General features: G+C 46.2%; 25 protein-coding genes and 3 pseudogenes. 13 read left to right on the forward strand and 15 right to left on the reverse strand.

The annotated features are described in order from the left end of the window. The first annotated feature begins 152 nt into the window (after positions 1 to 152). The 5 genes from P253_RS16010 to P253_RS11795 all read left to right on the forward strand — a co-directional run bounded on the left by P253_RS16010 (position 153) and on the right by P253_RS11795 (position 2,678). Positions 153 to 347: a DUF6036 family nucleotidyltransferase gene (locus P253_RS16010; RefSeq protein ID WP_255209523.1), complete on the forward strand. Its 195-nt coding sequence runs from the start codon at positions 153 to 155 to the stop codon at positions 345 to 347. 4 nt (positions 348 to 351) lie between these two features. Beyond that, positions 352 to 741 (forward strand): hypothetical protein, encoded by a 390-nt coding sequence (locus P253_RS15545; RefSeq protein ID WP_005181943.1) that lies wholly within the window; start codon positions 352 to 354, stop codon positions 739 to 741. A 108-nt stretch (positions 742 to 849) separates the two neighbouring features. Then, entirely contained in the window at positions 850 to 1,239 is a 390-nt protein-coding gene (locus P253_RS11785; protein WP_005181941.1) for a hypothetical protein, read from the forward strand. Positions 1,240 to 1,523: 284 nt separating this feature from the next. Next, a complete protein-coding gene (locus tag P253_RS11790; protein WP_016659610.1) occupies positions 1,524 to 2,048 on the forward strand; it encodes a hypothetical protein in 525 nt (174 codons plus the stop codon). A gap of 204 nt (positions 2,049 to 2,252) precedes the next feature. After that, a complete protein-coding gene (locus P253_RS11795) occupies positions 2,253 to 2,678 on the forward strand; it encodes a hypothetical protein (protein WP_104470692.1) in 426 nt (141 codons plus the stop codon). A gap of 98 nt (positions 2,679 to 2,776) precedes the next feature. Here the strand turns inward: P253_RS11795 and P253_RS11800 are convergent, their stop codons facing one another. The 3 genes from P253_RS11800 to P253_RS11810 all read right to left on the reverse strand — a co-directional run bounded on the left by P253_RS11800 (position 2,777) and on the right by P253_RS11810 (position 5,406). After that, positions 2,777 to 3,733 carry a 2-hydroxyacid dehydrogenase gene (locus P253_RS11800; RefSeq protein ID WP_016659612.1) on the reverse strand — a complete coding sequence of 319 codons (957 nt, stop codon included), beginning with the start codon at positions 3,731 to 3,733 and terminating at the stop codon, positions 2,777 to 2,779. Positions 3,734 to 3,833: 100 nt separating this feature from the next. Then, a complete protein-coding gene (locus P253_RS11805) occupies positions 3,834 to 4,031 on the reverse strand; it encodes a hypothetical protein (protein ID WP_005181929.1) in 198 nt (65 codons plus the stop codon). Positions 4,032 to 4,131: 100 nt separating this feature from the next. Further along, on the reverse strand, positions 4,132 to 5,406 hold the full coding sequence (locus tag P253_RS11810) for a hypothetical protein (protein ID WP_016659613.1): 1,275 nt from the start codon (positions 5,404 to 5,406) through the stop codon (positions 4,132 to 4,134). Positions 5,407 to 5,527: 121 nt separating this feature from the next. Between P253_RS11810 and P253_RS11815 the strand changes: the two genes are divergently transcribed. Further along, complete coding sequence (locus tag P253_RS11815) at positions 5,528 to 6,310, forward strand: class I SAM-dependent methyltransferase (protein ID WP_035363498.1); 783 nt, start codon at positions 5,528 to 5,530, stop codon at positions 6,308 to 6,310. Positions 6,311 to 6,323: 13 nt separating this feature from the next. Continuing rightward, positions 6,324 to 6,872, forward strand: coding sequence for a hypothetical protein (locus P253_RS11820; protein WP_016659615.1), 549 nt, complete (start codon positions 6,324 to 6,326; stop codon positions 6,870 to 6,872). A gap of 63 nt (positions 6,873 to 6,935) precedes the next feature. Here P253_RS11820 and P253_RS11825 read toward each other — a convergent pair whose 3' ends face one another. Together P253_RS11825 and P253_RS11830 are read right to left on the reverse strand one after the other, a co-directional pair. Continuing rightward, positions 6,936 to 8,138 (reverse strand): TIGR03862 family flavoprotein, encoded by a 1,203-nt coding sequence (locus tag P253_RS11825; RefSeq protein ID WP_016659616.1) that lies wholly within the window; start codon positions 8,136 to 8,138, stop codon positions 6,936 to 6,938. Between the two features lie 2 nt (positions 8,139 to 8,140). Then, on the reverse strand, positions 8,141 to 8,791 hold the full coding sequence (locus tag P253_RS11830; protein WP_171066723.1) for a class I SAM-dependent methyltransferase: 651 nt from the start codon (positions 8,789 to 8,791) through the stop codon (positions 8,141 to 8,143). 84 nt (positions 8,792 to 8,875) lie between these two features. On the opposite strand from P253_RS11830, the gene P253_RS11835 reads away from it, so the two are divergent. Next, positions 8,876 to 9,049: a DNA gyrase inhibitor YacG gene (locus P253_RS11835; protein ID WP_016659618.1), complete on the forward strand. Its 174-nt coding sequence runs from the start codon at positions 8,876 to 8,878 to the stop codon at positions 9,047 to 9,049. A 181-nt stretch (positions 9,050 to 9,230) separates the two neighbouring features. Continuing rightward, entirely contained in the window at positions 9,231 to 9,410 is a 180-nt protein-coding gene (locus P253_RS11840; protein WP_005181916.1) for a hypothetical protein, read from the forward strand. 69 nt (positions 9,411 to 9,479) lie between these two features. Here P253_RS11840 and P253_RS11845 read toward each other — a convergent pair whose 3' ends face one another. The 5 genes from P253_RS11845 to P253_RS11865 all read right to left on the reverse strand — a co-directional run bounded on the left by P253_RS11845 (position 9,480) and on the right by P253_RS11865 (position 13,895). Then, positions 9,480 to 10,124 carry an MBL fold metallo-hydrolase gene (locus P253_RS11845; protein ID WP_016659619.1) on the reverse strand — a complete coding sequence of 215 codons (645 nt, stop codon included), beginning with the start codon at positions 10,122 to 10,124 and terminating at the stop codon, positions 9,480 to 9,482. A gap of 3 nt (positions 10,125 to 10,127) precedes the next feature. Further along, positions 10,128 to 11,156: a ferrochelatase gene (gene hemH, locus P253_RS11850; RefSeq protein ID WP_016659620.1), complete on the reverse strand. Its 1,029-nt coding sequence runs from the start codon at positions 11,154 to 11,156 to the stop codon at positions 10,128 to 10,130. Between the two features lie 66 nt (positions 11,157 to 11,222). Beyond that, positions 11,223 to 12,251: a DUF4062 domain-containing protein gene (locus P253_RS11855; protein ID WP_016659621.1), complete on the reverse strand. Its 1,029-nt coding sequence runs from the start codon at positions 12,249 to 12,251 to the stop codon at positions 11,223 to 11,225. 116 nt (positions 12,252 to 12,367) lie between these two features. Further along, positions 12,368 to 13,237, reverse strand: a complete 870-nt coding sequence (gene murI, locus P253_RS11860; RefSeq protein WP_016659622.1) for a glutamate racemase — start codon at positions 13,235 to 13,237, stop codon at positions 12,368 to 12,370. Between the two features lie 46 nt (positions 13,238 to 13,283). Continuing rightward, positions 13,284 to 13,895, reverse strand: coding sequence for a DUF1285 domain-containing protein (locus tag P253_RS11865; RefSeq protein ID WP_035363548.1), 612 nt, complete (start codon positions 13,893 to 13,895; stop codon positions 13,284 to 13,286). 188 nt (positions 13,896 to 14,083) lie between these two features. On the opposite strand from P253_RS11865, the gene P253_RS11870 reads away from it, so the two are divergent. After that, positions 14,084 to 15,796 (forward strand): electron transfer flavoprotein-ubiquinone oxidoreductase, encoded by a 1,713-nt coding sequence (locus tag P253_RS11870; RefSeq protein WP_016659624.1) that lies wholly within the window; start codon positions 14,084 to 14,086, stop codon positions 15,794 to 15,796. 141 nt (positions 15,797 to 15,937) lie between these two features. On the opposite strand, the gene P253_RS11875 is transcribed toward P253_RS11870, so the two are convergent. From P253_RS11875 to P253_RS11880, 3 genes and pseudogenes are all read right to left on the reverse strand, one after another. Further along, entirely contained in the window at positions 15,938 to 17,206 is a 1,269-nt protein-coding gene (locus P253_RS11875; RefSeq protein WP_016659625.1) for a type VI immunity family protein, read from the reverse strand. Between the two features lie 178 nt (positions 17,207 to 17,384). After that, a pseudogene (locus P253_RS16015) lies at positions 17,385 to 17,591 on the reverse strand (hypothetical protein); the annotation flags it as partial. 31 nt (positions 17,592 to 17,622) lie between these two features. Then, positions 17,623 to 18,601, reverse strand: a pseudogene (locus P253_RS11880) (IS3 family transposase); the annotation flags it as partial. Positions 18,602 to 18,687: 86 nt separating this feature from the next. On the opposite strand from P253_RS11880, the gene tnpA reads away from it, so the two are divergent. From tnpA to tnpC, 3 genes are all read left to right on the forward strand, one after another. Then, positions 18,688 to 19,071 (forward strand): IS66-like element accessory protein TnpA, encoded by a 384-nt coding sequence (gene tnpA / locus P253_RS11890; RefSeq protein WP_016659046.1) that lies wholly within the window; start codon positions 18,688 to 18,690, stop codon positions 19,069 to 19,071. Then, the gene (gene tnpB, locus P253_RS11895) at positions 19,068 to 19,403 is read left to right on the forward strand and encodes an IS66 family insertion sequence element accessory protein TnpB (RefSeq protein ID WP_016659045.1); all 336 of its coding nucleotides are present in this window, start codon (positions 19,068 to 19,070) and stop codon (positions 19,401 to 19,403) included. Before tnpA ends, tnpB begins: the two co-directional genes overlap by 4 nt. A 74-nt stretch (positions 19,404 to 19,477) precedes the next feature. Then, a complete protein-coding gene (tnpC, locus tag P253_RS11900; protein ID WP_016659044.1) occupies positions 19,478 to 21,103 on the forward strand; it encodes an IS66 family transposase in 1,626 nt (541 codons plus the stop codon). Between the two features lie 33 nt (positions 21,104 to 21,136). Here the strand turns inward: tnpC and P253_RS15555 are convergent. Both P253_RS15555 and P253_RS11905 read right to left on the reverse strand, forming a co-directional pair. Continuing rightward, a pseudogene (locus P253_RS15555) lies at positions 21,137 to 21,238 on the reverse strand (transposase); the annotation flags it as partial. Between the two features lie 171 nt (positions 21,239 to 21,409). After that, positions 21,410 to 22,477 carry a PoNe immunity protein domain-containing protein gene (locus P253_RS11905; protein WP_023274424.1) on the reverse strand — a complete coding sequence of 356 codons (1,068 nt, stop codon included), beginning with the start codon at positions 22,475 to 22,477 and terminating at the stop codon, positions 21,410 to 21,412. Between the last annotated feature and the right edge of the window lie 3 nt (positions 22,478 to 22,480).

Genomic DNA, 22,480 nt, shown 5'->3' on the forward strand with positions numbered 1-22,480 from the left:
ATATCTGGATCATAATAATCTTGAAACAAATTTAGAATTTGACAGTGGATTTAATACCAGCCTTGCCTCCATCGATCCTGATTACAGGGAACGAGTTATCCCCTTAACCGCTGAAAAGTATCGTAGAGGTCTATCTCGTATCTGGCGTAGATTTGGCTGTTTCTAAATTGGTACGCTTGTCTGACAGAGACATCGAAGATATTCAAGCATTATATACAAGAAACAAGTTTTCGCTTGAGCAGTTCAAAGAAATAGCAAATAATGCTAAAGACTATTACGTTACACCTGAGCAATTAGATTCTAATATTCAATATATGATTTCGCTTCTTTCAGACCTGGGAGATTGACACAATGAATCAGCTGGAATTTGAGCATGCTTTAAAAGCACTATTAAAGCAGCCATTGAATTCTGCAACATTCGAGCAGGTTAAACCCGTTGCTGAAGCATTATTATATTCAGAACTACTACCTGCTGTGAGTTCCAGTTTAAACCCCTTAGAAAAGCGCCGACTGTTTTTTCTATTAGAAAAATTCCGCAGATACTCATGCTCAAGTGTTTCTAGACGCCAACAACTTAAAGCACTCTCCCAAGCCTTGAATGTCGTTCCATTGCCGAGCACTCATGATACAAGAAGATTAGTTGACCCTCTGGCAAAACGTGTAGGCCTCAATGAAGATTTAAATCATTTAAAACCTCAATTACTGACCTTACAAACACGCCACTACTCACTTTACAGTTAATTCTCTCCTCCTTCTCTTAAGTACCACTATTCTATAGGTCATACCTATAGGCTTTTCCTTCCATATTCCCTATACTCAAACTGAAAACACTCAACAAGAAAGAAGCTTATGAAACTTAAAACTTTAATTTTATCTGGTCTAACTTGCCTTTCTCTGGGTGCATGTACCTCTGCGCCAGTCATTCCACAACTACAAGCGGGGGTATTACAAGAAGTCCAAAATCTTGAGGTCTATCCAGACACCACGCATAACTCGGCCAAACTGACCAAGTTTATTGATAAATGCGTGATTGAATTTAGAGGGCAGCTCAAAGCCGGCCGCTCAATTGAACAATGGGCATTTAAAGGCAACACCCTCATTTCAGCCGGTTCAGCTACCTTTGCCCAAGATGGCACCAGCACCGCCCATAATTTTGATCTGCATGATGCCACGGTACAGAAAAACTTCCTGACTCTGCGCGATCATTTCCATAAAGATGCCTTGGCGCAATGTAACTAAAAATTCAAGCATCATGCCTGCAAAAGGTATGGTGCTTTTCCACATTTTTCAGAAAAAATAACCTGAAAAATAAATAGATTTTTCATCATTCAAATTATATCTGCTATACCAACTGGTATAAGACTTCGCAGCCAATCCCCAGTTTACAAAAATGCCTGAATTGTTAAGCAGTTGTAGCAAGATTGTGGATGTTTTTGCATAAAGCATATCGGCGCATATTTTTCTCCTTAAGATAGGCACCGCTCACAGCATTGCGTCTGTGGCACACATGCAAGGAAAATCCTATGAAGAAAACTCTCACAACAATATTCATGAGCAGCGCCCTACTCGCGACATCTTCACTGTATGCCGCGCCCGCACTTCAGGCCAATGTCAACGCATCGGCAGCTGTGCAGACGCCACAGGCTGGTGGACTTTTAAATAATGTAGTGCAAGGTACGCAGCAGACCTTACACAGCGCAGGCGAGCATGTCGGTCAAGGATTACATAGCGTAAAAACCACGACCCAGAACACCTGGCAAAACACCAAACAGTTCAGCAATGAAAAAGCCGAAGCCGGCAAAGAAAAAGCCGCAGATTTAAAACAGGCGGCCTATGAACGCTCAAGCGAACTGAAACAGTCTGCAGCCGAGAAAGCCGCAGCAGCCCGTGAACATGCCGCAGATCGTACGGAAAAAACCAAAAACAGCCTGAAACAGAAATCGGCACAGGCACAACTGCACAGCAATGCGCAGGTTGATGTCGATACGCCTGTGGCCAAAGCCAAAGTCAGCAGTAAAACCCATACCGCGGTTGGCGCTGCACAATAATCAAAATGAGAGAACCAAGCCTGCAACCCTGCGGGCTTTTTTAATTTTGTGGTTGAGTTTCAAGACAATTCAGCAGATGCTCAACACAGTAACAGGAATCTTCATGATTTCTTCATGCCTTCAGTTTAGGCTTAGGCTTTCCATTCTCTTTTAGCAGGGGTCATGATTATGCATAAAATGAAATCCGTATTGGCTGTTGGCCTTATGCTCATGGGCACTGCAGTCTGGGCACAAACTCCACCAGCAGAAGCGAATAGCAGCACCAAGCTCCAAGCCCCGATTCAGCCGTATGCAGATAATCCGAATTTACTGCATGTCTGGGCCTATAAAGCACAGCAAGGTGTTTTAAACGCGGCAGATCGGGTTGGTGAAGTGGCAGAAAAAGGTGTGCAAAAAGTACGGCCTTCGGTGCATCAGGCCTGGGAAAATACCAAAACCTTAACCAGCAACACCACGCAACAGGCCAACCAGAAAATTCAGGACACCAAAGAAGCTTTAGGCGGCGCACCGCAACAGCCGGTACCAATTGTACAGGGCAGCTTGAGTCAGCCAGATACCGCTCAACCGGCGGCATCAGTACCTGCTGAAACCGGTTCAGGGGCCACCAGCTATGCCGTGACCGAACTTTAAGACGGGAGTGAGCGAGAGCCTCATCATCACTCGCCTTTTCATTCCACCCAAAAATACGGACCTGAATGCGTCCGTATTTTTTATTGCTTGATATCTGCTTAATTGACCTGACGGATCGGTTGGCCCTGCTGAAACGCGATCACGTTTTCTACCATTTGCTGCACAATCCGCTGCCGCGCATCTACACTGCCCCATGCACTATGCGGGGTTAAAATTAAATTGGGAATAGCTGGGTCTAACAGGATATTGCCCTGCTTGGGTGGCTCGACACTCAGCACATCCATCGCCGCACCGGCAATTTGTCCGGACTGTAAGGCTTCGGCCAGCGCCGCTTCATTGACAATACCGCCGCGGGCACAGTTAACTAAAAACGCGCTATGTTTCATGGCAGCAAACTCAGCCGGCCCGATTAAATCCCGGGTATCTTCGGTCAGTGGACAATGCAGGCTTAAAAAATCCACCTGCGGTAACAGCTCGGCAAAAGGCACCCGCGACGCAGATTGTGGCCGGTTGGCGAGAGCAGCAATTTTGACCTGCATGCCGAAGGCTTCGGCTAGCTTGGCCACTGCCTGCCCCAACTCACCATAACCGACAATGCCCAGCGTTTTTCCAGCCAGCTCGACAATTGGATAATCCAGCAGACAGAACTGGCTAGAACGCTGCCACTGGCCCTGTTGCACCGCCTGATGATAAGGCACAAAAGAAGTAGCCAGATTTAACATCAGCATTAAGGTATGTTGCGCCACTGCGGCCGTGCCATAACCCTGACAGTTACACACCACCACACCCTGGCGGCGTGCCTGTTCCAAATCGACATTATTGGTACCGGTGGCTGAAATCAGGATCAGTTTAAGCTGCGGGCATTGCTGTAATGTCGCGGCATCGAGCAGCACTTTATTGCTGATAATCACCTCGGCAGATTGCACCCGTGGCAGCAGCTCTGCAGGCGAAGTGGTTGGATACAGCGTTAACTGCTGCTGAAAGACAGCGTTTAAGTCTTCTAGCTGTAAATCATCCTGATCCAGCGAGGCAAAATCCAGAAATATGGCGTTCATGTGGTGCATCCTCTCATCATGGCGTGAAGAAATTAAAGCACACTTGTAGCGCTGCGCGTCAGTTCAAAAATGGGATGCCCACAAAAAAACGCCCATGAGTTCATGGGCGCTTGCTGTGATAATTGCGTAAAGAAAAGCGGATTTGCCGAATGACATAAATGGTTAAAGCCAATACCAATAACAGGCCACTGCCGAACACCATATAGGCTGAATAATGCACCGTTTGTGCCGAAGCAACGGACGGAACAGCCCAACCCAGCAGGCTCAGTACCACAACAGACAGAGGTCGAATGGTCATAACACTACCCTACTTTTATCCACTGGTTGTTCTACATCCATCTTCATCTTAGCCTGAATATAAAATAAAACAAGGACTTCGGGGTCAGTGCAGTTTTGGCTTACAGCACCACTTCGGGCTGGGTCACAAATTTGGCACTTTCCGGGCTATCATCGACAAATTCATTGCCGCCAAATTCATCACTACTTAAATTCAGCTGTTTATAACTCAGCACATAATAATCGCTGTATTTTTTAATCACGATGGGGTGCATACCGGCGCTGAGCTCATCCTGTTCCTGAAACAGTTTCATGACCTGACGATCATTCATGGCCACAATATAACGCTGGTCATTCAGCCAGATTTGTACCAGTCCATTGCCCTTGGCATAAATCGGAATCAGGAATTTATGGTTTAAGGCCACAGCACTGGCAGCATAGCTTTCGATCTTCTGGCTAATGACATTAAATACCAGCCCATGGCCAAAACAGTCCATCAGCTGGCGGCGGCTTTCCTGCGGCAGGTTAAACTGAATCCCGAGTTTATGCAGGTCATGCTGATCGACCTGTTTATTGCTGAGCAGCGAGCGAATCAGGTTCTGCTTGAGCTTGGCATCAAAAAAGCCGCTGTCCAGTTGCAGTTCGTTATTTTTCAGGATTTGCCCCAGCGCATGTTTGTGCCGTGGCAACAGGTTTTCAATCAGCTTGCGATAGTAGAACTTGCTGTTCTTTTTGACCTGACGCATCTTCTGGTAAAAATGTGCCGGATCAAAAGGATGGCTAAGAAAATCATTGAGCAAATCGGAACTGGCCAGCACCGCAATCGCATCATGTCCGGTAAACGGTAAATGCAGGGTCTGCAGCGAAGGCAGTACCGCCTGCAATTTTAAATACTGGGCGCGGTCTTCGGCATAGTGCGGATCATAAATCACGATATATTCGCGCTCAGCCGAAACATCTTGGGGCTGAATACGCATGTCAGCATTGTGCTGCGGATGGAAGAACATATTGTAGCGCGTGTCCAGAATATCTTCCGGATCAATCGAATATTGCGGCACCAGTGCCACCACACGTTGCAAATCAAGCAGGTTGGAATATTTGATGGCCGCATAACCACCCATCGAACCGCCATAGCCAATACGCTGCTGAAACGGCGCAATGGTGGCGGCAATTTCATTCAGCATCGCGCGCATCGACTGCTCGGGAAACCAGGATTTCTCCTTTGGCATGATGCCAACCACATTATAGCCGTGTTTGCTCAATGACTTTTCAGCATTAATGGTCAGGCCTTTGGCGCGGGTAATTAAATCGCCAAAAGAAAAAATCAGCGCCTCTGAATGACCGGGCATCCAGATGACGCGGATATGATCGTCTTCAAAAATTATGTGTTTATCCATTCCCACACCAGAGCTGCACAGCCCTCTATCAAGATTCAAAATAACAAATAGACCGTATGCCGACGACTAAAAAGCGAATATGTTATTTTATAGATGCCCGGCAGATAAAAAAGCGCAAAATATGACACAATTCCTCCATCCTGCAGCAGAACAAGGCTTTTCCACAGCCGCCGAACTTTATCAACAGGTCCGACCAAGTTATCCACAAGCGCTGGTTGCATGGTTAAAAAACCAGCTTAAATCTGATGCTGCACCGGTCTGTGTCGACCTGGGTGCCGGTACCGGTATATTCCTGCCGATTCTGCAACAGCTTAGCCCGCATGTGATTGCTGTTGAGCCGGTGGCCGAAATGCTGGCACAACTGCAGCAACACTATCCTGATGTGCAAAGCATTCAAGCCTATAGTCATGCCCTGCCACTGCCTGATGCCAGTGTCGATGCCGTCTGCTGCGCGCAGTCCTTTCACTGGTTTGCCAATCTTGAAACCCTGAACGAAATTTACCGGGTGCTGAAACCGGGTGGTCAGCTATTGCTGATCTGGAATCAGCGTGACACCAGCATCGACTGGGTCAAGGCACTGGCCGAGCATATAGCACCGCTGGAAGGTGATACCCCGCGTTTTCATAGCGGCCAATGGCGACAGGTCTTTTCGGCTGCAACCGGCTTTAACGCTAACGCAGAAGCTACTTTTCAGCAATGGCAAAGCGGTACAGTTGAACAGGTGGTGTCAAAACGCCTGCTTTCTACCAGTTTTATTGCCGCGCTGCCTGAACATCAGCAACAGCAGCTGAAACAGCAGTTCGAGCAGATGGTGCTGCAATATACAGGCAAACAGCCGCAGCAACAAATTGACTTTCCCTACCTCACCCATGTGTATAGCTTTACAAAAATTACAGAACAATAAGGATGAACCTGTCATGTCCAATCTGATCAAACCTTTATCTCTGGCCTGTCTGCTTGGCAGTGCACTGCTGCTGAGTGCCTGCGAGCGCAATCCATCACCAGAACCGAAGCAGGAATTAAGCGCCGAAGATCAGGTGCTGCAGGAACTGAAAAGTGAGCCGGTACGCACTTTCCCAAAAACCGAGCAGGACTTGCATGACCTGCAGCTACTAACCGACTATGAACAGCGCTTTGGCCAGATGAGTGAAGACATGGAAGTTGAACTGATGCAAATGCAGCAGCAAGGCACGCTGAATGATGGCTTTGCACGAAGCCGGCAAGGTGACAATATCCAGTCGGCACTGAATATGCTGAAAGCGCTGGATTTAAAGACCGAACAGGGCCGCTATATTCAGGGTCTGATGTATGAATATTGGGATCATCAGGCCCAGCTGCATGCCCAGCAACCAGCTTCAGCTGCATCGGAGAGTGCACCAGACAGCGTTAAAGGTCTGGGGAAATTTATTCATGCCCAAGAGCAATTAGAACACTGGCGCGACCAGTATCCACAGCTCGACCAATAAATAACATCTATCATTTCAGGGCCTAAATAGCCCTGATCTTTACAGGGAGAATGCCGGTGAGTTTTACTGCCCTGTAGCGAGATAGGCATGTACACCTTCCCCAGCTGCCCGTCCGGTGGCAAAACAGGCCGTGAGCAAATAGCCGCCGGTGGGTGCATCCCAGTCCAGCATTTCACCGCAGCAAAATACCGCCGGATGATCCTTCAGCTGTAACTGCGGGCTGAAGGCACTGCGCTTGATTCCGCCGGCACAGCTAATCGCTTCTTCAATCGGGCGAAAACCCGTTAATTCAATCCGCAGCTGTTTCACCTGTGCCGCCAGCGCCTCCGGCTGATGCCATAAGCTTTTATCGACCAGTTCACGCAGCAGACTGCTTTTGGCTGCATCTAAACCGGCTTTACGCCAGACATTGCTAAGTGACTGCTTTTTACTGGGGTGTAATTTTTTGGCCAGCTGCGCCTGGGACTGCTCGGGCAGTAAATCCAGAAACAGCACCATGCGCTGCTGCTGTTTCAGCTGTGCACGTAAGGCCCGGCCCTGCTTATAAATCAGGCCGCCTTCCAGTCCATAATGGGTCAGGACAATATCGCCGACACTGCGCGTATGCGGTTCCACCCAGGTCTCAACCCGTTTTAAAGGCTGACCAAACACTGGCTGCATAAAGCTGGACCACGGATACTCCACCCCGGCATTGCTGGCCTGAAATGGTTCAATCTGCTCTGGACGGAGCCAGTCCTGCCAGGCGCCATCACTGCCCAATTGCGACCACGACAGCGCACCGCAGGCCAGCACAATCGCATCAAATGCTTCACTACGCAGTTGCCCATGTTTTAAGTCCAGAATCTGCAGCTGTTGCTGCTCAAGGCCTTTGACCTGCTGGCGGTAATGAAACTGCACCCCATTATCCGCCAGTCGTTTTAACCAGGCCCGTAATAGCGGTGCAGCTTTCATCTCCACCGGAAATATCCGCCCGGATGAACCGACATAAGAGCGAATGCCCAAGCCTGCCATCCAGTCCTGAATCCAGCCAGCATCCCAGCGCTGAATCCACGGCGCCAGCCAGTCGGCCTGATCATAACGCTGAATAAACTGCGGCACCGCTTCGGCATGGGAAATATTTAACCCGGTTTTGCCGGCCATTAAAAACTTGCGTGCTGCCGAAGGCTTCTGCTCATAGACATGCAGGCTATAGCCATACTGGCTGAGCACCTCAGCCGCCATCAAGCCGGCCGGGCCTGCCCCGATAATGGCAATCCGCTTGGACATGCTTATTCTTCCACTGCCTGCGCTGGCGACTGGCCCTGAAGCGGCTGAAAATCATCAAAACGGGTGCGATACCCTTCCGGTTTGCGAATAATCAGTTGCTGGCACAATTCACCGCGCTGCAAATATTTAATTTCAAAATGGGTCCGGGCAGAATCGGCGGCAATCCGCTGTTTCTCAAACGGTAGTTTCCATAGCGCCAATAATTGCTGTTCAGCTTCGGCAATATATTCAGGGATATTACTGGCCAGGGTAATCTGTCCATTCGGTTGCAAACGTGACAGCAAAAACTCAAAAAATGGCATGTTCAGCCAGCGCTGGGCCGGATTATGCGGCTCCGGATTCGGATATAAAATAAAGCACTGCTCGACTTGCGCTGGATATAGCGCATGTACAATCCACGGTAAGGCATCGGCATGGACTGGCTGCAGATTGGCATGCGGTTCTAATCCATGCTGCTTTTGCATGGCCAGAAACTTTTCCCGGGTGCGCTCAATCGCATACAGGGTTTGCTCAGGATGTTGCCCACTGAACAACAGCGCGTGCTTGCCTTTGCCTGCACCAATTTCGATACAGACAGGAGTATTGGCAATGGCTTGAAAGTCACGCGGAGCATGCATACGCTGGGCTTGAAATTGACGAATGGGCATAATCAGATCAAACTTATAAAAAACCGCACAAGTCTACCAAGTGCAGCTGTTTTTGCCTAATCTAATCCGGGATTTTATCAGGAGACCCGCATGCCACGTACATTCCCTTGCCCACGTTGTGGTGAACCTTCTATCTGGGAAGGCAATGAATTTCGCCCTTTCTGTTCCGAGCGTTGCAAGCTGATTGATTTGGGCGCCTGGGCCAGTGATGAATATCGCCTGCCGACTCAGGATGCTCCCTCGGTGGATAATCCGGAAGACTAAAACGAGTTACGCGGTTTTACAAAAAGCTGCTTTTACTGGAAAGGTGTAATAAAAATCCTACACATTTAAAACTTCTTTGCGCAAACAGGACACACACTTAAAAATTTTACTGCAAAACGTTACCCTATTCGCATTCGGTTCTTTTTTAAATGGCCTCGAGATTCTAATTATCGAGCCCTGTATGCCCACGCTCCTGAAAATTCTTTTTTTCGCCTTTCTGCTTGCCGCAATCTTAATGCTGGCGGTCGGTTTATATAGTCAGGATACGCTGCTGATTGGGGTGGCGGTATTATTTGCCTTGATGGCCTGGCTGGTGGGAATGGAAGCGAAAAAACAGCTGAATGACCCGTTTCGCAAATAAACGGCAATCAAAACGGCGTTATAAAAAAGTCAGCACTGTGCTGACTTTGGTTAGGGTGATATTTGCAGATTAGCCGGCCTGCCCCGCCACAAAAGGATTGTGCTGTTTTTCAAAACCAATGGTACTGATCGGACCATGCCCTGAAATAAACTGGGTTTCATCGGGCAGGCTAAAACATTCACGCTGGATTGAATCCAGTAATTGCTGATGATTCCCACGCGGGAAATCTGTCCGGCCAATCGAGCCTTTAAACAGCACATCACCGGTCCAGAGCAAACCGTAATTGGCATTATAGAACATCACATGACCTGGGGTATGTCCCGGTGCAAAACGCACTTCAAACTGTTCATTGCCGAGCTGCAGCTGCTCACCGCCTTCCAGCCACTGATCCACCTCGACCTTTTCAGGAATCGGGAAACCATAACGCGCCGATACTTCCTGAATCATGTCCAGCCAGAACGCATCTTCCTTATGCGGGCCAATGACCGGCACATTCCAGCGTTTTTTTAAGGCACCGACAGCACCGGCATGATCCAGATGGCCATGAGTTAACCATAAGGCTTTCACAGTTAAGCCCAGTGCTTCGACTTCTGCCTGCAGCTTGTCCGGTTCACCGCCCGCATCAATCAAAATGGCGTCTTTGCTTTCTGCATCCCAGACGATGGAACAGTTTTGGGCAAATGCCGTGACCGGCACAATTTTGACTTGTAACATGGGTTAAGCGTCCTGTTGAAAATGGGCAAAAGTCTGTTTCAGCGCATCCAGATTAGCCTGAAGCAAGGCATTCAGCAATTGTAAATGATCATCCCGCTGGTTGAGTGCCGGAATATAGGCATAGTGTTCCCCGCCCGCCTGCTGAAAGATCTCGGCATTTTGTATCGCCAGTTCTTCCAGCGTTTCCAGACAGTCGGCAGAAAATGCCGGACTCATGATCTGGACCGATTTGACTCCCTGCTTGCCCCATTCTTCGAGCAGCACATCGGTATAGGGCTTGACCCATTCCTGCTTGCCAAAACGTGACTGGAAGCTGATCGCCCATTGATCCTCATTTAAACCCAGCGCCTGCGCCACCAGTTGAGCGGTTGTGCGACTGCGCTCGGCATACGGGTCGCCTTTATCGGCATAGGGCTGTGGAATACCGTGAAACGACATCAGCAGTTTTTCCGCCGGACCATGCTCGGCCTGAAATTCACGCACACTCTGCGCCAAAGCCTGAATATACAAAGGATGCTGATAATAATCACGGATAATGCTCAGCCCCGGCAAATTGCGCTGCTGCGGAATCCATTTGGCTATAGCATCATACAGTGGTGCGGTGGAGGTTGCGGAATATTGTGGGAATAACGGCAGGACAAGGAGATGATCTTGCGGCTGCTGGGCCAGCTTTGCCAGCAAAGCGTCGATGCCCGGGTTGCCATAGGTCATGGCTGGCACAATATTCAGCTCAAATTCCGGGTAGAGCGGAGTTAAGGTCTGTCTGACGGCATCAACTTGCGCCTGCAAAATTTCGCGCATGGGCGAATCCTGATTCCAGACCATTGCATAGGCATGTGCCACGCGTTTGGGACGAAACGGTAAAATAAACAGCCTTAAAATGATTTGCCACAGCAGTTTGGGAATTTCAATCACCCGCTGATCAGACAGGAACTGTTTCAGAAAACGTCGTACCGCAGGCACAGTCGGTGCATCCGGTGTGCCCAAATTGGCCAGAATAATGGTGATTTTCGGTTTCGCAACAACAGACATTAGGCTCTCAGGAATCATCAGGGAACGCGTTTACTTTAACAGCTTTCCCGTCTGTTACTAAATGAATTAATGCGTCGATTTATATTGAAAAACACGATCATTATCAAGCAGGTTACTGTCCAGCAACTTCTGCCCTTTGGCTGTAGTCTGCCATAGCATACGCTGGCGTTCATCCCGGCCGGCCTGCACAATCCAGTCATTCTGGCGCATCTGCATTTTAATGGTATGCAGGGCACGAATATTGATTTGCGCCCGTGCCACCGCATGCGCACGCGGCATTTCACGCCGCGCATCAGTCAGACCGGTATCATTTAAATATTCATTCATGCGTTTGGAAAAATATTCTTCCGGGGTCGGATGAATAAAGGTCGAGCCTAAAATACTGAACAGCTGCGCCCAGGTCAGCTGTTTTTGTACTTTCAGTTCTTTAAAATTACCATCCTGATAGGCATGCATCCGGTATTCAAACTGGAAAGCTTCATGCATGGATACTTTGGGCAGGCTTAAGAATGGATCGGCTTCGGTCTTGCCAAGTTCATTTTTTAACTGGGCCACTTTGGCCTGTAGCTGCTCGATTTCATCATGCAGGGCCTGGGTATTTTGCGGACGCACCCAGCCCACCACCGGATAACGCTCCAGCATTTGCGGCATATTGAAACGTACCGCCAGCTCCAGATCACGCAAGCTGCGATAGCAAAACACCTGATCAACTTCCTGCTGCAACAGGCGACGGAATTCTTTAAATTTTTCCCGCAGTTCAGGTTTGGCATCCTGCAAGCTGGCATCACGTGAATCCGGATCTTCGTGCATAAACACAATCATCGGTTTCTGCTTGGTGACCGCGTAAATATATTCCAGATGCATATAGCCCACACCCGATACCGACTGCTCGCCATACTGGCTGCCCAGTAACAGCACCACATAGTCGCAGTCATCAATCTGACGACGAGCAAATGCCGTACTCAATGGCGTACGCTGCTCCAAGCCCCAGGAAAAGAAGCCCATTCCCACCAAGGTCTGTGTCAATACCATGCGTTCCGGCTGCATCTCTGAACCGGACGTAGAGATAAATACCTGATAGCGTTTATCGAGCATTGGCTCTCCTTCCTTCCCTCAATAGCTGAAGCGCCCAATGGGCATCAGTATTGTTCCCCAATCAAAAAAATAAGTCATGCTGAAGCAATCATGTTGCTTTCTTTATGGAGCCTGGCTTAGCGAGGCAGATTGGAAATTTTCCAGCGGATCTGCTCAGGCATCAGACGCCCGACAATCGGTTGTAAATGTTCAGCATTTTGACCGCTGACATAACAATGAATCTGCACCTGATCGGCTCGGCTCTGTTCAAATAATAACTCATTTTTCGTTAAAATGCGGGAAGTTTGACGCGCAACGGCAGTTCCTGAGTCAATTAATGTCAATTTCTGACCAAAAATAGACTGAATCGCAGTTTTTAAGAAGGGATAATGGGTACACCCCAGCACCAGATGATCTGCGCCAGCATCCACCACCGGCTGTAACAGTTCGCTTAAAGTGCTTAAACAGGCCGCGCTCATTTGTGCTCCGCTTTCCACAAAAGGCACCAGCTCAAGCGAGGTTAAAGGAATCACTTTGACCTCGGCCGGCAAGGCAAAACGCTGAATCACGTCTTTAATTAGCTGGCCACGAAAGGTCGCCGGTGTCGCCAGCACAGCCACGGTTTTGGTTTTGCTCTGCAGTACCGCCGGTTTTAAGGCTGGGACCAAACCAACAATCGGGAAATCTTCCCCATAATGCGCACGCAGATAATCCAGACTAAAAGCCGAAGCAGTATTGCAGGCCACCACTGCAATTTTACAGCCCTGCCGATACAGCCACTCGATAGCCTGAGCGGTCAGTTCGCGAATCTCCTGATCATCACGCGGACCATAAGGCACATGCGCCGTGTCGGCATAATAAACAATCTGTTCATTGGGCAAATGCTGGGCAATTTCTAGCCCCACCGACAAGCCGCCAATGCCTGAATCAAAAATCCCGATTGGCGCATCCGCCTGCGCTCTGGTCATAGGATGCAACAAAGGAGCAAGGGGATGAATGGCAGTCATGGCGGCGGAATGAGCAGTTTGAAATAGGATGGCTCAAGCTTAAACCTCAGGTGCCTAATTGCAATAGCAAATCACCACTTTTCAGGCTTAAAATTGCATCGCCTTCGGCATTTTCCTGCAAGCTGCCCAGCTCGATCAGATGAAAAAAAGCCGCACGCTGGATCAGGGCATTCAGACCAAAACGCACATGTACATAGGGACGCAACTCCCCTTCATATTCACGCATAAAGATCGGATGCTGCTCATCGACAATCACCAGGTCCTGGGTAGTAGTGGTCAGTTGCAGATAGGTCTTGCCTTCAATATCAACTTGATCTACCTGATTGACAAATAAAGGCTCATCTTCCACCTCAATTTCAATCTGCTCGACCGGGGTTTTTAAATAGAACGTGTGACCTTCTTTCCAGAGTACGGTAGAAAACAGCTCAATTAATGACTGGCGCTTCACCAATTGACCTTCGTGCCACCATTCTCCATTGGCTTTTACCGTTAAATCCATTTTGCCACAATGCTTTGGATGCCAGTGCTCCAAAGGGGGAATTGACCTTTTGTGACCGGGCTGTGCATCTTTTAAGTATTGTGCAATGCCCATTAAATTTTTATCATCAGAAAATGCTACTTTTTTCGTCGGATTTGGTTCATTGTGCTCATTGTTCATCATTGAATACCCTGCTGACGGAAAAATAATATGATTCAGCCAATTGGCTAGACCAAGGTTTAAAACTATACTAGCCCACAATATAAAAGACACGATAGCAAATTTGTGTCTAGGAACTAAGAACACTCATGGCAGCACCGGATTCTGAGATGACGGTTGCCACCTTCTAGTATTATGAGGAGTCCTACATGGAACACATCGAACGTGAATCGATGGAGTTTGACGTAGTTATCGTAGGTGCTGGCCCTGCGGGTCTGTCTGCGGCGATTAAAATCCGTCAACTTGCAATTGAAAATAACCTGAATGATCTGTCCGTTTGTGTCGTAGAAAAAGGCTCCGAAGTCGGTGCGCACATCTTGTCAGGTGCGGTGCTGGAACCACGTGCCATCAATGAGCTGTTCCCGAACTGGAAAGAAGAAGGTGCACCTTTAAATGTACCGGTGACAGAAGACAAAACTTTCTTCCTGCTGTCTGAAACCACTTCGAAAGAAGCACCACACTGGATGGTGCCAAAAACCATGCACAACGATGGCAACTATGTCATTTCGCTTGGTAACGTGGTGCGCTGGTTAGGCCAGAAAGCCGAAGAGCTGGAAGTGTCGATTTTCCCGGGCTTTGCGGCGTCTGAAATCCTGTACCATGAAGATGGCACCGTAAAAGGTATTCAAACCGGTGATATGGGCATTGGTAAAGATGGTGAACCGACCCACAACTTTGCCCCAGGTTATGAACTGCATGCCAAATACACCCTGTTTGCTGAAGGCTGTCGTGGTCACTTAGGCAAACGCCTGATCCAAAAATTTAATCTGGACAAAGATGCCGACCCTCAACACTACGGTATCGGCATTAAAGAGCTGTGGGAAATTGATCCGGCCAAACATAAACCAGGTCTGGTGATGCACGGTGCCGGCTGGCCATTGTCTGAAACCGGTTCTTCAGGCGGCTGGTGGCTCTACCACGCGGAAAATAACCAGGTCACGCTGGGGATGATTGTCGATCTGTCTTATGAAAACCCGCACATGTATCCATTTATGGAAATGCAGCGCTGGAAGACTCATCCTCTGATTAAACAGTATCTGGAAGGCGGTAAACGTATTTCTTATGGTGCGCGTGCCGTAACCAAAGGTGGCTTTAACTCGCTGCCGAAATTCACTTTCCCGGGTGGTTCTTTAATTGGTGATGATGCGGGCTTCCTGAACTTTGCCAAAATCAAAGGCTCTCATACCGCAATGAAATCCGGCATGCTCTGTGGTGAAGCAGTCTTTGAAGCGATTGCTGCCGGTGTCGAAAAAGGTGGTGATCTGGCCATTGCCCGCGTGACTGAAGGTGAAGATTTCTTTGTAAAAGAATTAACGTCTTACACCGAGAAGTTCAACAACAGCTGGCTGAAAGAAGAGCTTTACAACGCGCGTAACTTTGGCCCGGCAATGCATAAGTTTGGTCAATGGTTTGGTGGTGCGTTTAACTTCATCGACCAGAATATCTTTAAAGTACCATTTACCCTGCATGACTTGGTACCTGACTTCAGTGCACTGAAAACCGTAGATGCTGTGAGCTTTAAACCCAACTATCCAAAACCGGATGGTAAGCTGACCTTTGACCGTTTGTCTTCGGTGTTTGTATCCAATACCGTACATGAAGAAAACCAGCCAGCGCACCTGAAACTAACCAATGCGTCGATTCCAGTCGATGTGAACTTGCCTAAATGGGATGAGCCGGCACAGCGCTACTGCCCTGCGGGTGTGTATGAAATTATGGAAAATGATGATGGTTCCAAGCGCTTCCAGATTAACGCAGCCAACTGCGTACACTGCAAGACCTGTGACATTAAAGATCCATCACAGAACATCACCTGGGTAACACCGGAAGGTGGTGGTGGTCCAAACTATCCAAATATGTAATCTCGATTGAGATCAAAATAAACCCGCGTAAGCGGGTTTATTTTTTCTTTCTTAGATAAATCCAACTCAATAATTATAGCTATTTTTGTTATTTAAGTAAAAATATATACTAAAGTTATAGTAAGCCGTTCATGACTGAGTTTATTCTTCCCCATCAAACTGCCAATACACATCTCCCCAATCACTTTCAAAATCAGGGAAAATATCTCCCTGTTTAAAATATTGGCGTGAGTTTTCTTTGGCAAATGTATACCAGTAACCTGCGTGTGGGCAGGGTTCTCCAGCGAGTACAATATCTATTCTTTCTGGTTCTTGAGCTTCGACTTCCACTCGTTTTAATTCAGGCCATGTACTGTCTTTATCAAATCGAGCAATCCATTGTTTCGCACTTACTGCATCAAAACGTGGGTTTGGATCATCTGACCATGCATCTAAGGTCGTAAGTTTTAAGTTATCACAACGTATCGGTTTAATTAGCTCATTTGCCAACACCAATAGATCAGGGACACCTTCTTCAACTGGATAAAGTGAGAGCTCGCCCAAACGGATCCATAGACTATATAGATTAGGATTTTCTGAATCCTCTATTTTAGTTATTTCAATACGTGGATCATTCAGCTTTTCACGAATTTGTTCTTCACTCAGACCTAGTTTCTCTAGCCAATAGGGAGAAAGTAAAAAGCACCAGGTTGGCGTACGAATACCACCACCTAACCCATCACGATCTTCCGCAATAAACATATTTTCATGTGAAAACTCCATCCCAGGATGATCTATATCGAGCCCGTAAAAATAATCCGTAAAAGTCCGCTCAACTGTTTCAAACTCTGGAGATACAAATGCAAATTGCCCTGTATTTCCTATTTCATAGCCACTATAGGCTTGAATTGGGTTAAGCTTTTCTAGACACTGCTTAACAAAATGATGCCACCTAACTGGATTAGATCTATACCATTTATCACCAAAGGTTAATTTAATACTAGAATAACGTTCATTTGAGTCTCTAATTTTAGCGCCTAAGGCCCAACGTGCACTTTGATTAGGAGATTCTGCAGATGTTGCACCAACATAGTAAATAAAATGTTTTTTATAAACCGTTGTCATTTCCGTTAACATTTCGTCACGACTTCTTATCCATGAGCTTGCATTTTTCCAAACTTCTGTATCGCATCGAAATCTTAAATTAAATAGTTTATCAATTATTTCATTTTCAAATTCATTATATATATCAATCACTTTCTCTAAAAAAGCTTGAGGATTTATTTTTTTTTGATCAATATAAAATGAAATATAAGGACAGACTCCGAACTCTTTTTTTTCTTCGCCGTAAATTATTGACGTATCAAGAGGAATATCCTGAACTAACTCTTCTATTTCTTGTTTACTTAAATAGAGTTGTGATGTACTCATTATATTAATTTCCTCTTCTACCTCTTGTATTCCCTTGAGTTTAAGCTTTACTTTGATCCTTTGACGTAGCATCTCCATGTTAACGAAAAATGGCTTTGTTGCATAAATATGTAAGCATCTGATTTAAATAAATTTAATTTTGGATCAAAAAATAATCAAAACCTTTAAAATCATATAGTTATGAAATCTTTGTGCAACAAAGCCCTTCTAAATACCAAATCGTTTCTCCCCAACTATTATTCTCAATCTTCGGAAATACCTCTCCCTGTTCAAAATAACGGGATTGCAATTGATTTTCAGGACTCCACCAATTACCTGTCCGTTGACAAGTCTGACCAGCAAAACCTTTTAAACTTTCAGCTTGAATTGTCTCAGATGGTAATCCTCCCATAAATAACCGAAGTTAAAAGTAGAGGTTAAGCAGCCATGAGAGGTGGCTTTCCTTTGTTTGCTTGGTGTGGTCTTTCATAGTTGTAATGCCACAGCCAACTCGTTGCATAATCTTGTACTTCTTCCAGTGTGTCAAATAGATGCTTGCTTAGCCAGCTATAACGTATAGTCCGATTATAACGTTCAATATACGCATTCTGCTGTGGCTTACCTGGTTGAATATATTCAATACGAATACCTTGTTCAGTTGCCCAGCGTACAAATTCATGACTGATAAACTCCGGGCCATTGTCACACCGAATAACTAACGGCTTTTCTCGCCACTCCAGCAACTGATTCAACGTACGAATAACTCGGATTGTAGGTAATGAGAATCCTGCTTCAATCGCTAAGCCTTCTCGACGGTAGTCATCAATCACATTTAATAATCGGAACTTTCGACCATCGATCAGCTGATCATGCATAAAATCTAATGACCAGACCTGATTTTCTCGGATTGGTTCTTTCAATGGTTCAGGCGCGTGCCGTTTTAGTCTTCTTCTCGGTTTAATACGCAGATTTAGTGCCAACTCACAGTAAATGCGGTAAACCCGCTTGTGATTCCAGCAGTGATTCTCAACATGTCGTAAATATGAGAAGCACAGACCAAATCCCCAATCGGAATTTTCCTCAGTGAGTTCAATGAGCTGTTTAGCAATTAATGCATTGTCATCGCAAAGTTTAGCCTGATAACGGTAGCAGGTTTCACTAATGCCAAATGCAGAGCAAGCTAAACGGATACTAACCGCATGCAGGGCAAAGGCTTGTTGAGCCATCTGACGTCGGCAAGATGGCTTCACCACTTTTTTGACATTGCTTCCTGAACAATCTCTGCCTTTAATCGCTCTTCAGCATACATTTTTTTAGTCTGGTATTTTCTGCTTCCAGCTCTTTCAGTCGAGCCATCAATGAGGTATCCATACCGCCATATTTGGCACGCCATTTATAAAACGTGGCATTACTCATGTAAGCGTCCGCTGAACACACCTTCTGAATTCATCCTATAAGCCTTAATTTAGTCCCCACTTAGAAACAAGTGGGGACTTAAATTTATGACTACAAATAATCAGACATCCATCGCATCTCTTGCGAAAAAACGAAGAACATACAGTGCTGAATTTAAACAGCAGATCGTTCAGGCTTGTAAAGCACCGGACGTTTCAATTGCTTCAGTCGCTTTGCAACATGGATTGAATACAAATCTTGTATCCAAATGGATTCGCTTAATTGATGCTAAGCCAGGGAATGATCGCTCACCACTACCGAATAAACCTGCATTTATTGCCTTATCTTGCTCTGCACCATTAGATCCTACTCCTACTGACATGTTAAAAGTTAAAATTACTTTACCCCACTCAAAAGCAGAAATTGGCTTGAAATGGCAAGTATCAGAAATATCTGCTTTAGCAGAATTACTCAAGGCACTTGCAACATGATCCGCATTGATGAGATCTGGCTCTCTACCCAGCCCATGGATATGCGAGCAGGAATGGATACTGTCATGGCTCAGGTGGTGAGAGCCTTTGGCTACATTAAACCGCATTGTGCTTACCTGTTCTGTAATAAACGTGGCCATCGCATGAAAGTGTTGGTACATGATGGACTGGGCATCTGGCTGTGTGCCCGGCGGCTGGAACAGGGCAAATTTCACTGGGCTCAAGTTCACCAAGGTGAAACCGTGGCCCTCAGCCCGGAACAGTTACAGGCACTGATCCAAGGTTTGCCCTGGCAGCGCATTGGACGACAGCAGGTGGTGACGATGCTTTAAACCAGGCTGTTCCATTCTGCTATTCTCCAAACGTTCTATTTCATTCTTCTCATGACCTCAGGCATACTGCGGTCATGAATACGCTGCCTGACTTAAGCCAACTGACCCATGAACAACTGCTGGAATTCACCAGACAGTTGGCACTGCAGCATCAGTCTCTAGCACAATCAAACCAGCAATTAGATGCCAGAGTTCAACATCTTGAAGTCACCAATCAGCAATTAGATTCTAAAGTTCAACATCTTTCTATTCTCAATCAAAAATACGAGCATGAACTCGCACTATTTAAACAGCACAAATTCGGCAGTAAAAACGAACATCTCACTGCAAAACAAATCCACCTGTGGGATGAAGCGGTTGAAGAAGATATTGCCGCGGTTGATCTAGAACTGGAACGGCTAAATGCAGATAAAACCGATGCAGTGACACAGAAAGCCAAAACCAATAAACCTAAACGTCGACCACTGCCAGATCATCTACACACCATCCGTATTGAGCATGAACCTGCATCAACCCAATGTGCTTGTGGCTGCCAACTCCGTCGTATCGGCGAAGATGTCAGTGAAAAACTGCATTTCAGACCGGCACAGTTCTATAAGGAACAGCATGTGCGTGGTAAATGGGTCTGTGATCAGTGTGACACTCTGACTCAGCAAGCGATGCCCGCCTATGTGATTGATAAAGGCATTGCTTCACCTGAACTGCTCAGCCATGTTTTGGTATCGAAATATGCCGATCATTTGCCGCTGTACCGTCAACGTCTGATCTATCAGCGGGCGGGAATCGAACTTTCTAGATCAACTTTATCTGACTGGATAGGTCGCTGCGGTGTAGAACTGGAACCTCTGGCCAATGCCTTAAAAGAGGTGGTACTACAACAGCAGGTGCTGCATGCAGATGAAACACCGGTCACCATCATGCGGATGGGTGAGAATGATAAAAAACCGAAGAAAGGTTATGTCTGGGCCTATGCCACTACACAGTACAATCCAGTTCAGGCGGTGATCTATGACTTTCAGGATAGTCGTTCAGGCCAGCATGCTGCAGAGTTCTTGAAAGGCTGGCAGGGTTATCTAGTCTGTGATGATTACAGTGGTTATAAAGCACGCTTTAAATCAGGCCAGGTCATTGAGGTGGGCTGCATGGCCCATGCACGTCGTAAATTCCATGAACTGCATGTAACTGGGAAAAGTCAGGTCGCTGAACAGGCATTAGTGCTGATTCAGAAACTGTATGCGATAGAAGCAGAACTCAGGAAAAAGACCGATGGTACAGCGGAAGACCGCCGCGAATACCGACAACAGTATAGTCAACCAGTGATGCAACAACTATATGAATGGCTCAACCAACATCATCTGACAGTGCCATCGAGTTCTCCTACCGCCAAGGCTATCAATTACACTCTGAAGCGTTGGCCAGCCTTAAGCCGTTATCTGGATGATGGCAATCTACCGATATGCAACAATTGGGTAGAGAATCAAATGCGACCTTGGGCCTTAGGGCGCAAGAACTGGCTGTTTGCTGGCTCGCTGCGCAGCGGCCAGCGAGCGGCGAATATCATGACTTTAATCCAGTCAGCAAAGCTGAATGGCTTGGATCCGTATGCCTATTTAAGTGATGCGCTGAAAAGGCTGCCGACGCATAAAGCGACCCAAATAGAAGAATTACTGCCACATCGCTGGAAATCCAACTCAAATTAAAAAATAGGCATGGGGTTCAGCGGACGCTTACTTACTCATGCCATGTTCACGACAAAGGGTGGCTACAGGTGTGCCAGACTCCGCCTGTTTTAAAATGGACATGATCTGGCTGTTAGTAAATTTAGATGTTTTCATGCAGAATCTCCTGCTCGTATCTTAAGAGAAAATTCTACTTTTAGATCCTTTTATTTTTAGGGGGGATTACCATATGAGCTATTCGAATATGTAATGTCTTTTAAAACCCTCGCTAAAGTTTTTTTATTAAACTTCGATAAATACGAAAGTTTCCCCTTGAGCGATATAGTTTTATTCTTCACCATCAAAATACCAATATACTTCACCCCAGTCTTGTTCTGAAAGCATTGGTAAAATGTCACCTCTATCAAAATATTGACGTTCATTTGGTTGGGATGGAGTCGTCCAATAACCTGTTTTTGGACATTTATCCCCACCTTTGATTTTAATTTTTTCTACTGAATCTTGTGTTTGTACTTTTTCTGATTGTGCTTTAGAAAAATCAACTAAATCTTTCGGATAAAATTGATGCTCTCGATAATTTGTATCATCAATATCTAACAACCATGTAACAGCTGCCGCTTCCCATGACCAATAACCAAAATAACTGATACCTGATCTAATATCAGGTTGTGGATGTTGATCATGATAAGGTTCACGACGACTGGCTTCATACCAATCTTCTAAGTACTGCAACATCATCGCTGGACGTTTTTCAGGTGCAGCATCAAAAAGTTTAATGAGCTTACGATAAGGTAAATGACGACGTGCTTCATTTGGTGGTGTACCTCGATCTGTTACAAATGGTGCAATCAATCGCTCAATTAAGCCATCTTTTTCTTGTCCTTCAGGCGTTGCTTCTGTGTAGTCGATAATCGGCATAATCCGATTCATTTGATCTGCATAACCTGTCAGTAAACCAAAGCATATCAATCGTAAAGCAATATACCAATAATCTTCTGTTCCTAAGGAGATATGCCAGACATAACGGCCACCTGCATCAGGGCTTAAATTATAAAGATGACTCGTTTCAGCATATTCTTCTGTCCAATGAAGAAGATATGGATAAAGTTCTTTTATAAAATTTAAATCCCCGCCTGCTGAATATTGTAAAGATATCAAGTTCAGAGCATCTTTCAATCTTTGATGACCAGATGCTATATATCCACCAAATTTAGAATCATTTTTATAATGGCTAAATCCATCAACAACTGTATATAACCCATTAACAAACGTATCAAATCTCTTGTGATACATTTCTTGCTCAAGCAACTTATCTCTAAATAAACTTGTATCTTTTACTTCTAAACTCAACCATTTTTGCCAATCTATTTCTTGATCATCTACTCGTGTTGACATTCT

Origin of the sequence: Acinetobacter indicus CIP 110367, assembly GCF_000488255.1 — a bacterium.
In the GTDB taxonomy this organism is placed as follows: Bacteria; Pseudomonadota; Gammaproteobacteria; order Pseudomonadales; family Moraxellaceae; genus Acinetobacter; species Acinetobacter indicus.

Excerpts from the sequence above, each read along its gene's own strand:
- P253_RS15545 (WP_005181943.1), top strand. The coding sequence starts at position 352 with ATGAATCAGCTGGAATTTGAGCATGCTTTAAAAGCACTATTAAAGCAG.
- P253_RS11785 (WP_005181941.1), top strand. The coding sequence starts at position 850 with ATGAAACTTAAAACTTTAATTTTATCTGGTCTAACTTGCCTTTCTCTG.
- P253_RS11790 (WP_016659610.1), top strand. The coding sequence starts at position 1,524 with ATGAAGAAAACTCTCACAACAATATTCATGAGCAGCGCCCTACTCGCG.
- P253_RS11795 (WP_104470692.1), top strand. The coding sequence starts at position 2,253 with ATGCTCATGGGCACTGCAGTCTGGGCACAAACTCCACCAGCAGAAGCG.
- P253_RS11800 (WP_016659612.1), bottom strand. The coding sequence starts at position 3,733 with ATGAACGCCATATTTCTGGATTTTGCCTCGCTGGATCAGGATGATTTA.
- P253_RS11805 (WP_005181929.1), bottom strand. The coding sequence starts at position 4,031 with ATGACCATTCGACCTCTGTCTGTTGTGGTACTGAGCCTGCTGGGTTGG.
- P253_RS11810 (WP_016659613.1), bottom strand. The coding sequence starts at position 5,406 with ATGGATAAACACATAATTTTTGAAGACGATCATATCCGCGTCATCTGG.
- P253_RS11815 (WP_035363498.1), top strand. The coding sequence starts at position 5,528 with ATGACACAATTCCTCCATCCTGCAGCAGAACAAGGCTTTTCCACAGCC.
- P253_RS11820 (WP_016659615.1), top strand. The coding sequence starts at position 6,324 with ATGTCCAATCTGATCAAACCTTTATCTCTGGCCTGTCTGCTTGGCAGT.
- P253_RS11825 (WP_016659616.1), bottom strand. The coding sequence starts at position 8,138 with ATGTCCAAGCGGATTGCCATTATCGGGGCAGGCCCGGCCGGCTTGATG.
- P253_RS11835 (WP_016659618.1), top strand. The coding sequence starts at position 8,876 with ATGCCACGTACATTCCCTTGCCCACGTTGTGGTGAACCTTCTATCTGG.
- P253_RS11840 (WP_005181916.1), top strand. The coding sequence starts at position 9,231 with ATGCCCACGCTCCTGAAAATTCTTTTTTTCGCCTTTCTGCTTGCCGCA.
- P253_RS11845 (WP_016659619.1), bottom strand. The coding sequence starts at position 10,124 with ATGTTACAAGTCAAAATTGTGCCGGTCACGGCATTTGCCCAAAACTGT.
- hemH (WP_016659620.1), bottom strand. The coding sequence starts at position 11,156 with ATGTCTGTTGTTGCGAAACCGAAAATCACCATTATTCTGGCCAATTTG.
- P253_RS11855 (WP_016659621.1), bottom strand. The coding sequence starts at position 12,251 with ATGCTCGATAAACGCTATCAGGTATTTATCTCTACGTCCGGTTCAGAG.
- murI (WP_016659622.1), bottom strand. The coding sequence starts at position 13,237 with ATGACTGCCATTCATCCCCTTGCTCCTTTGTTGCATCCTATGACCAGA.
- P253_RS11865 (WP_035363548.1), bottom strand. The coding sequence starts at position 13,895 with ATGAACAATGAGCACAATGAACCAAATCCGACGAAAAAAGTAGCATTT.
- P253_RS11870 (WP_016659624.1), top strand. The coding sequence starts at position 14,084 with ATGGAACACATCGAACGTGAATCGATGGAGTTTGACGTAGTTATCGTA.
- P253_RS11875 (WP_016659625.1), bottom strand. The coding sequence starts at position 17,206 with ATGAGTACATCACAACTCTATTTAAGTAAACAAGAAATAGAAGAGTTA.
- tnpA (WP_016659046.1), top strand. The coding sequence starts at position 18,688 with ATGACTACAAATAATCAGACATCCATCGCATCTCTTGCGAAAAAACGA.
- tnpB (WP_016659045.1), top strand. The coding sequence starts at position 19,068 with ATGATCCGCATTGATGAGATCTGGCTCTCTACCCAGCCCATGGATATG.
- tnpC (WP_016659044.1), top strand. The coding sequence starts at position 19,478 with ATGAATACGCTGCCTGACTTAAGCCAACTGACCCATGAACAACTGCTG.
- P253_RS11905 (WP_023274424.1), bottom strand. The coding sequence starts at position 22,477 with ATGTCAACACGAGTAGATGATCAAGAAATAGATTGGCAAAAATGGTTG.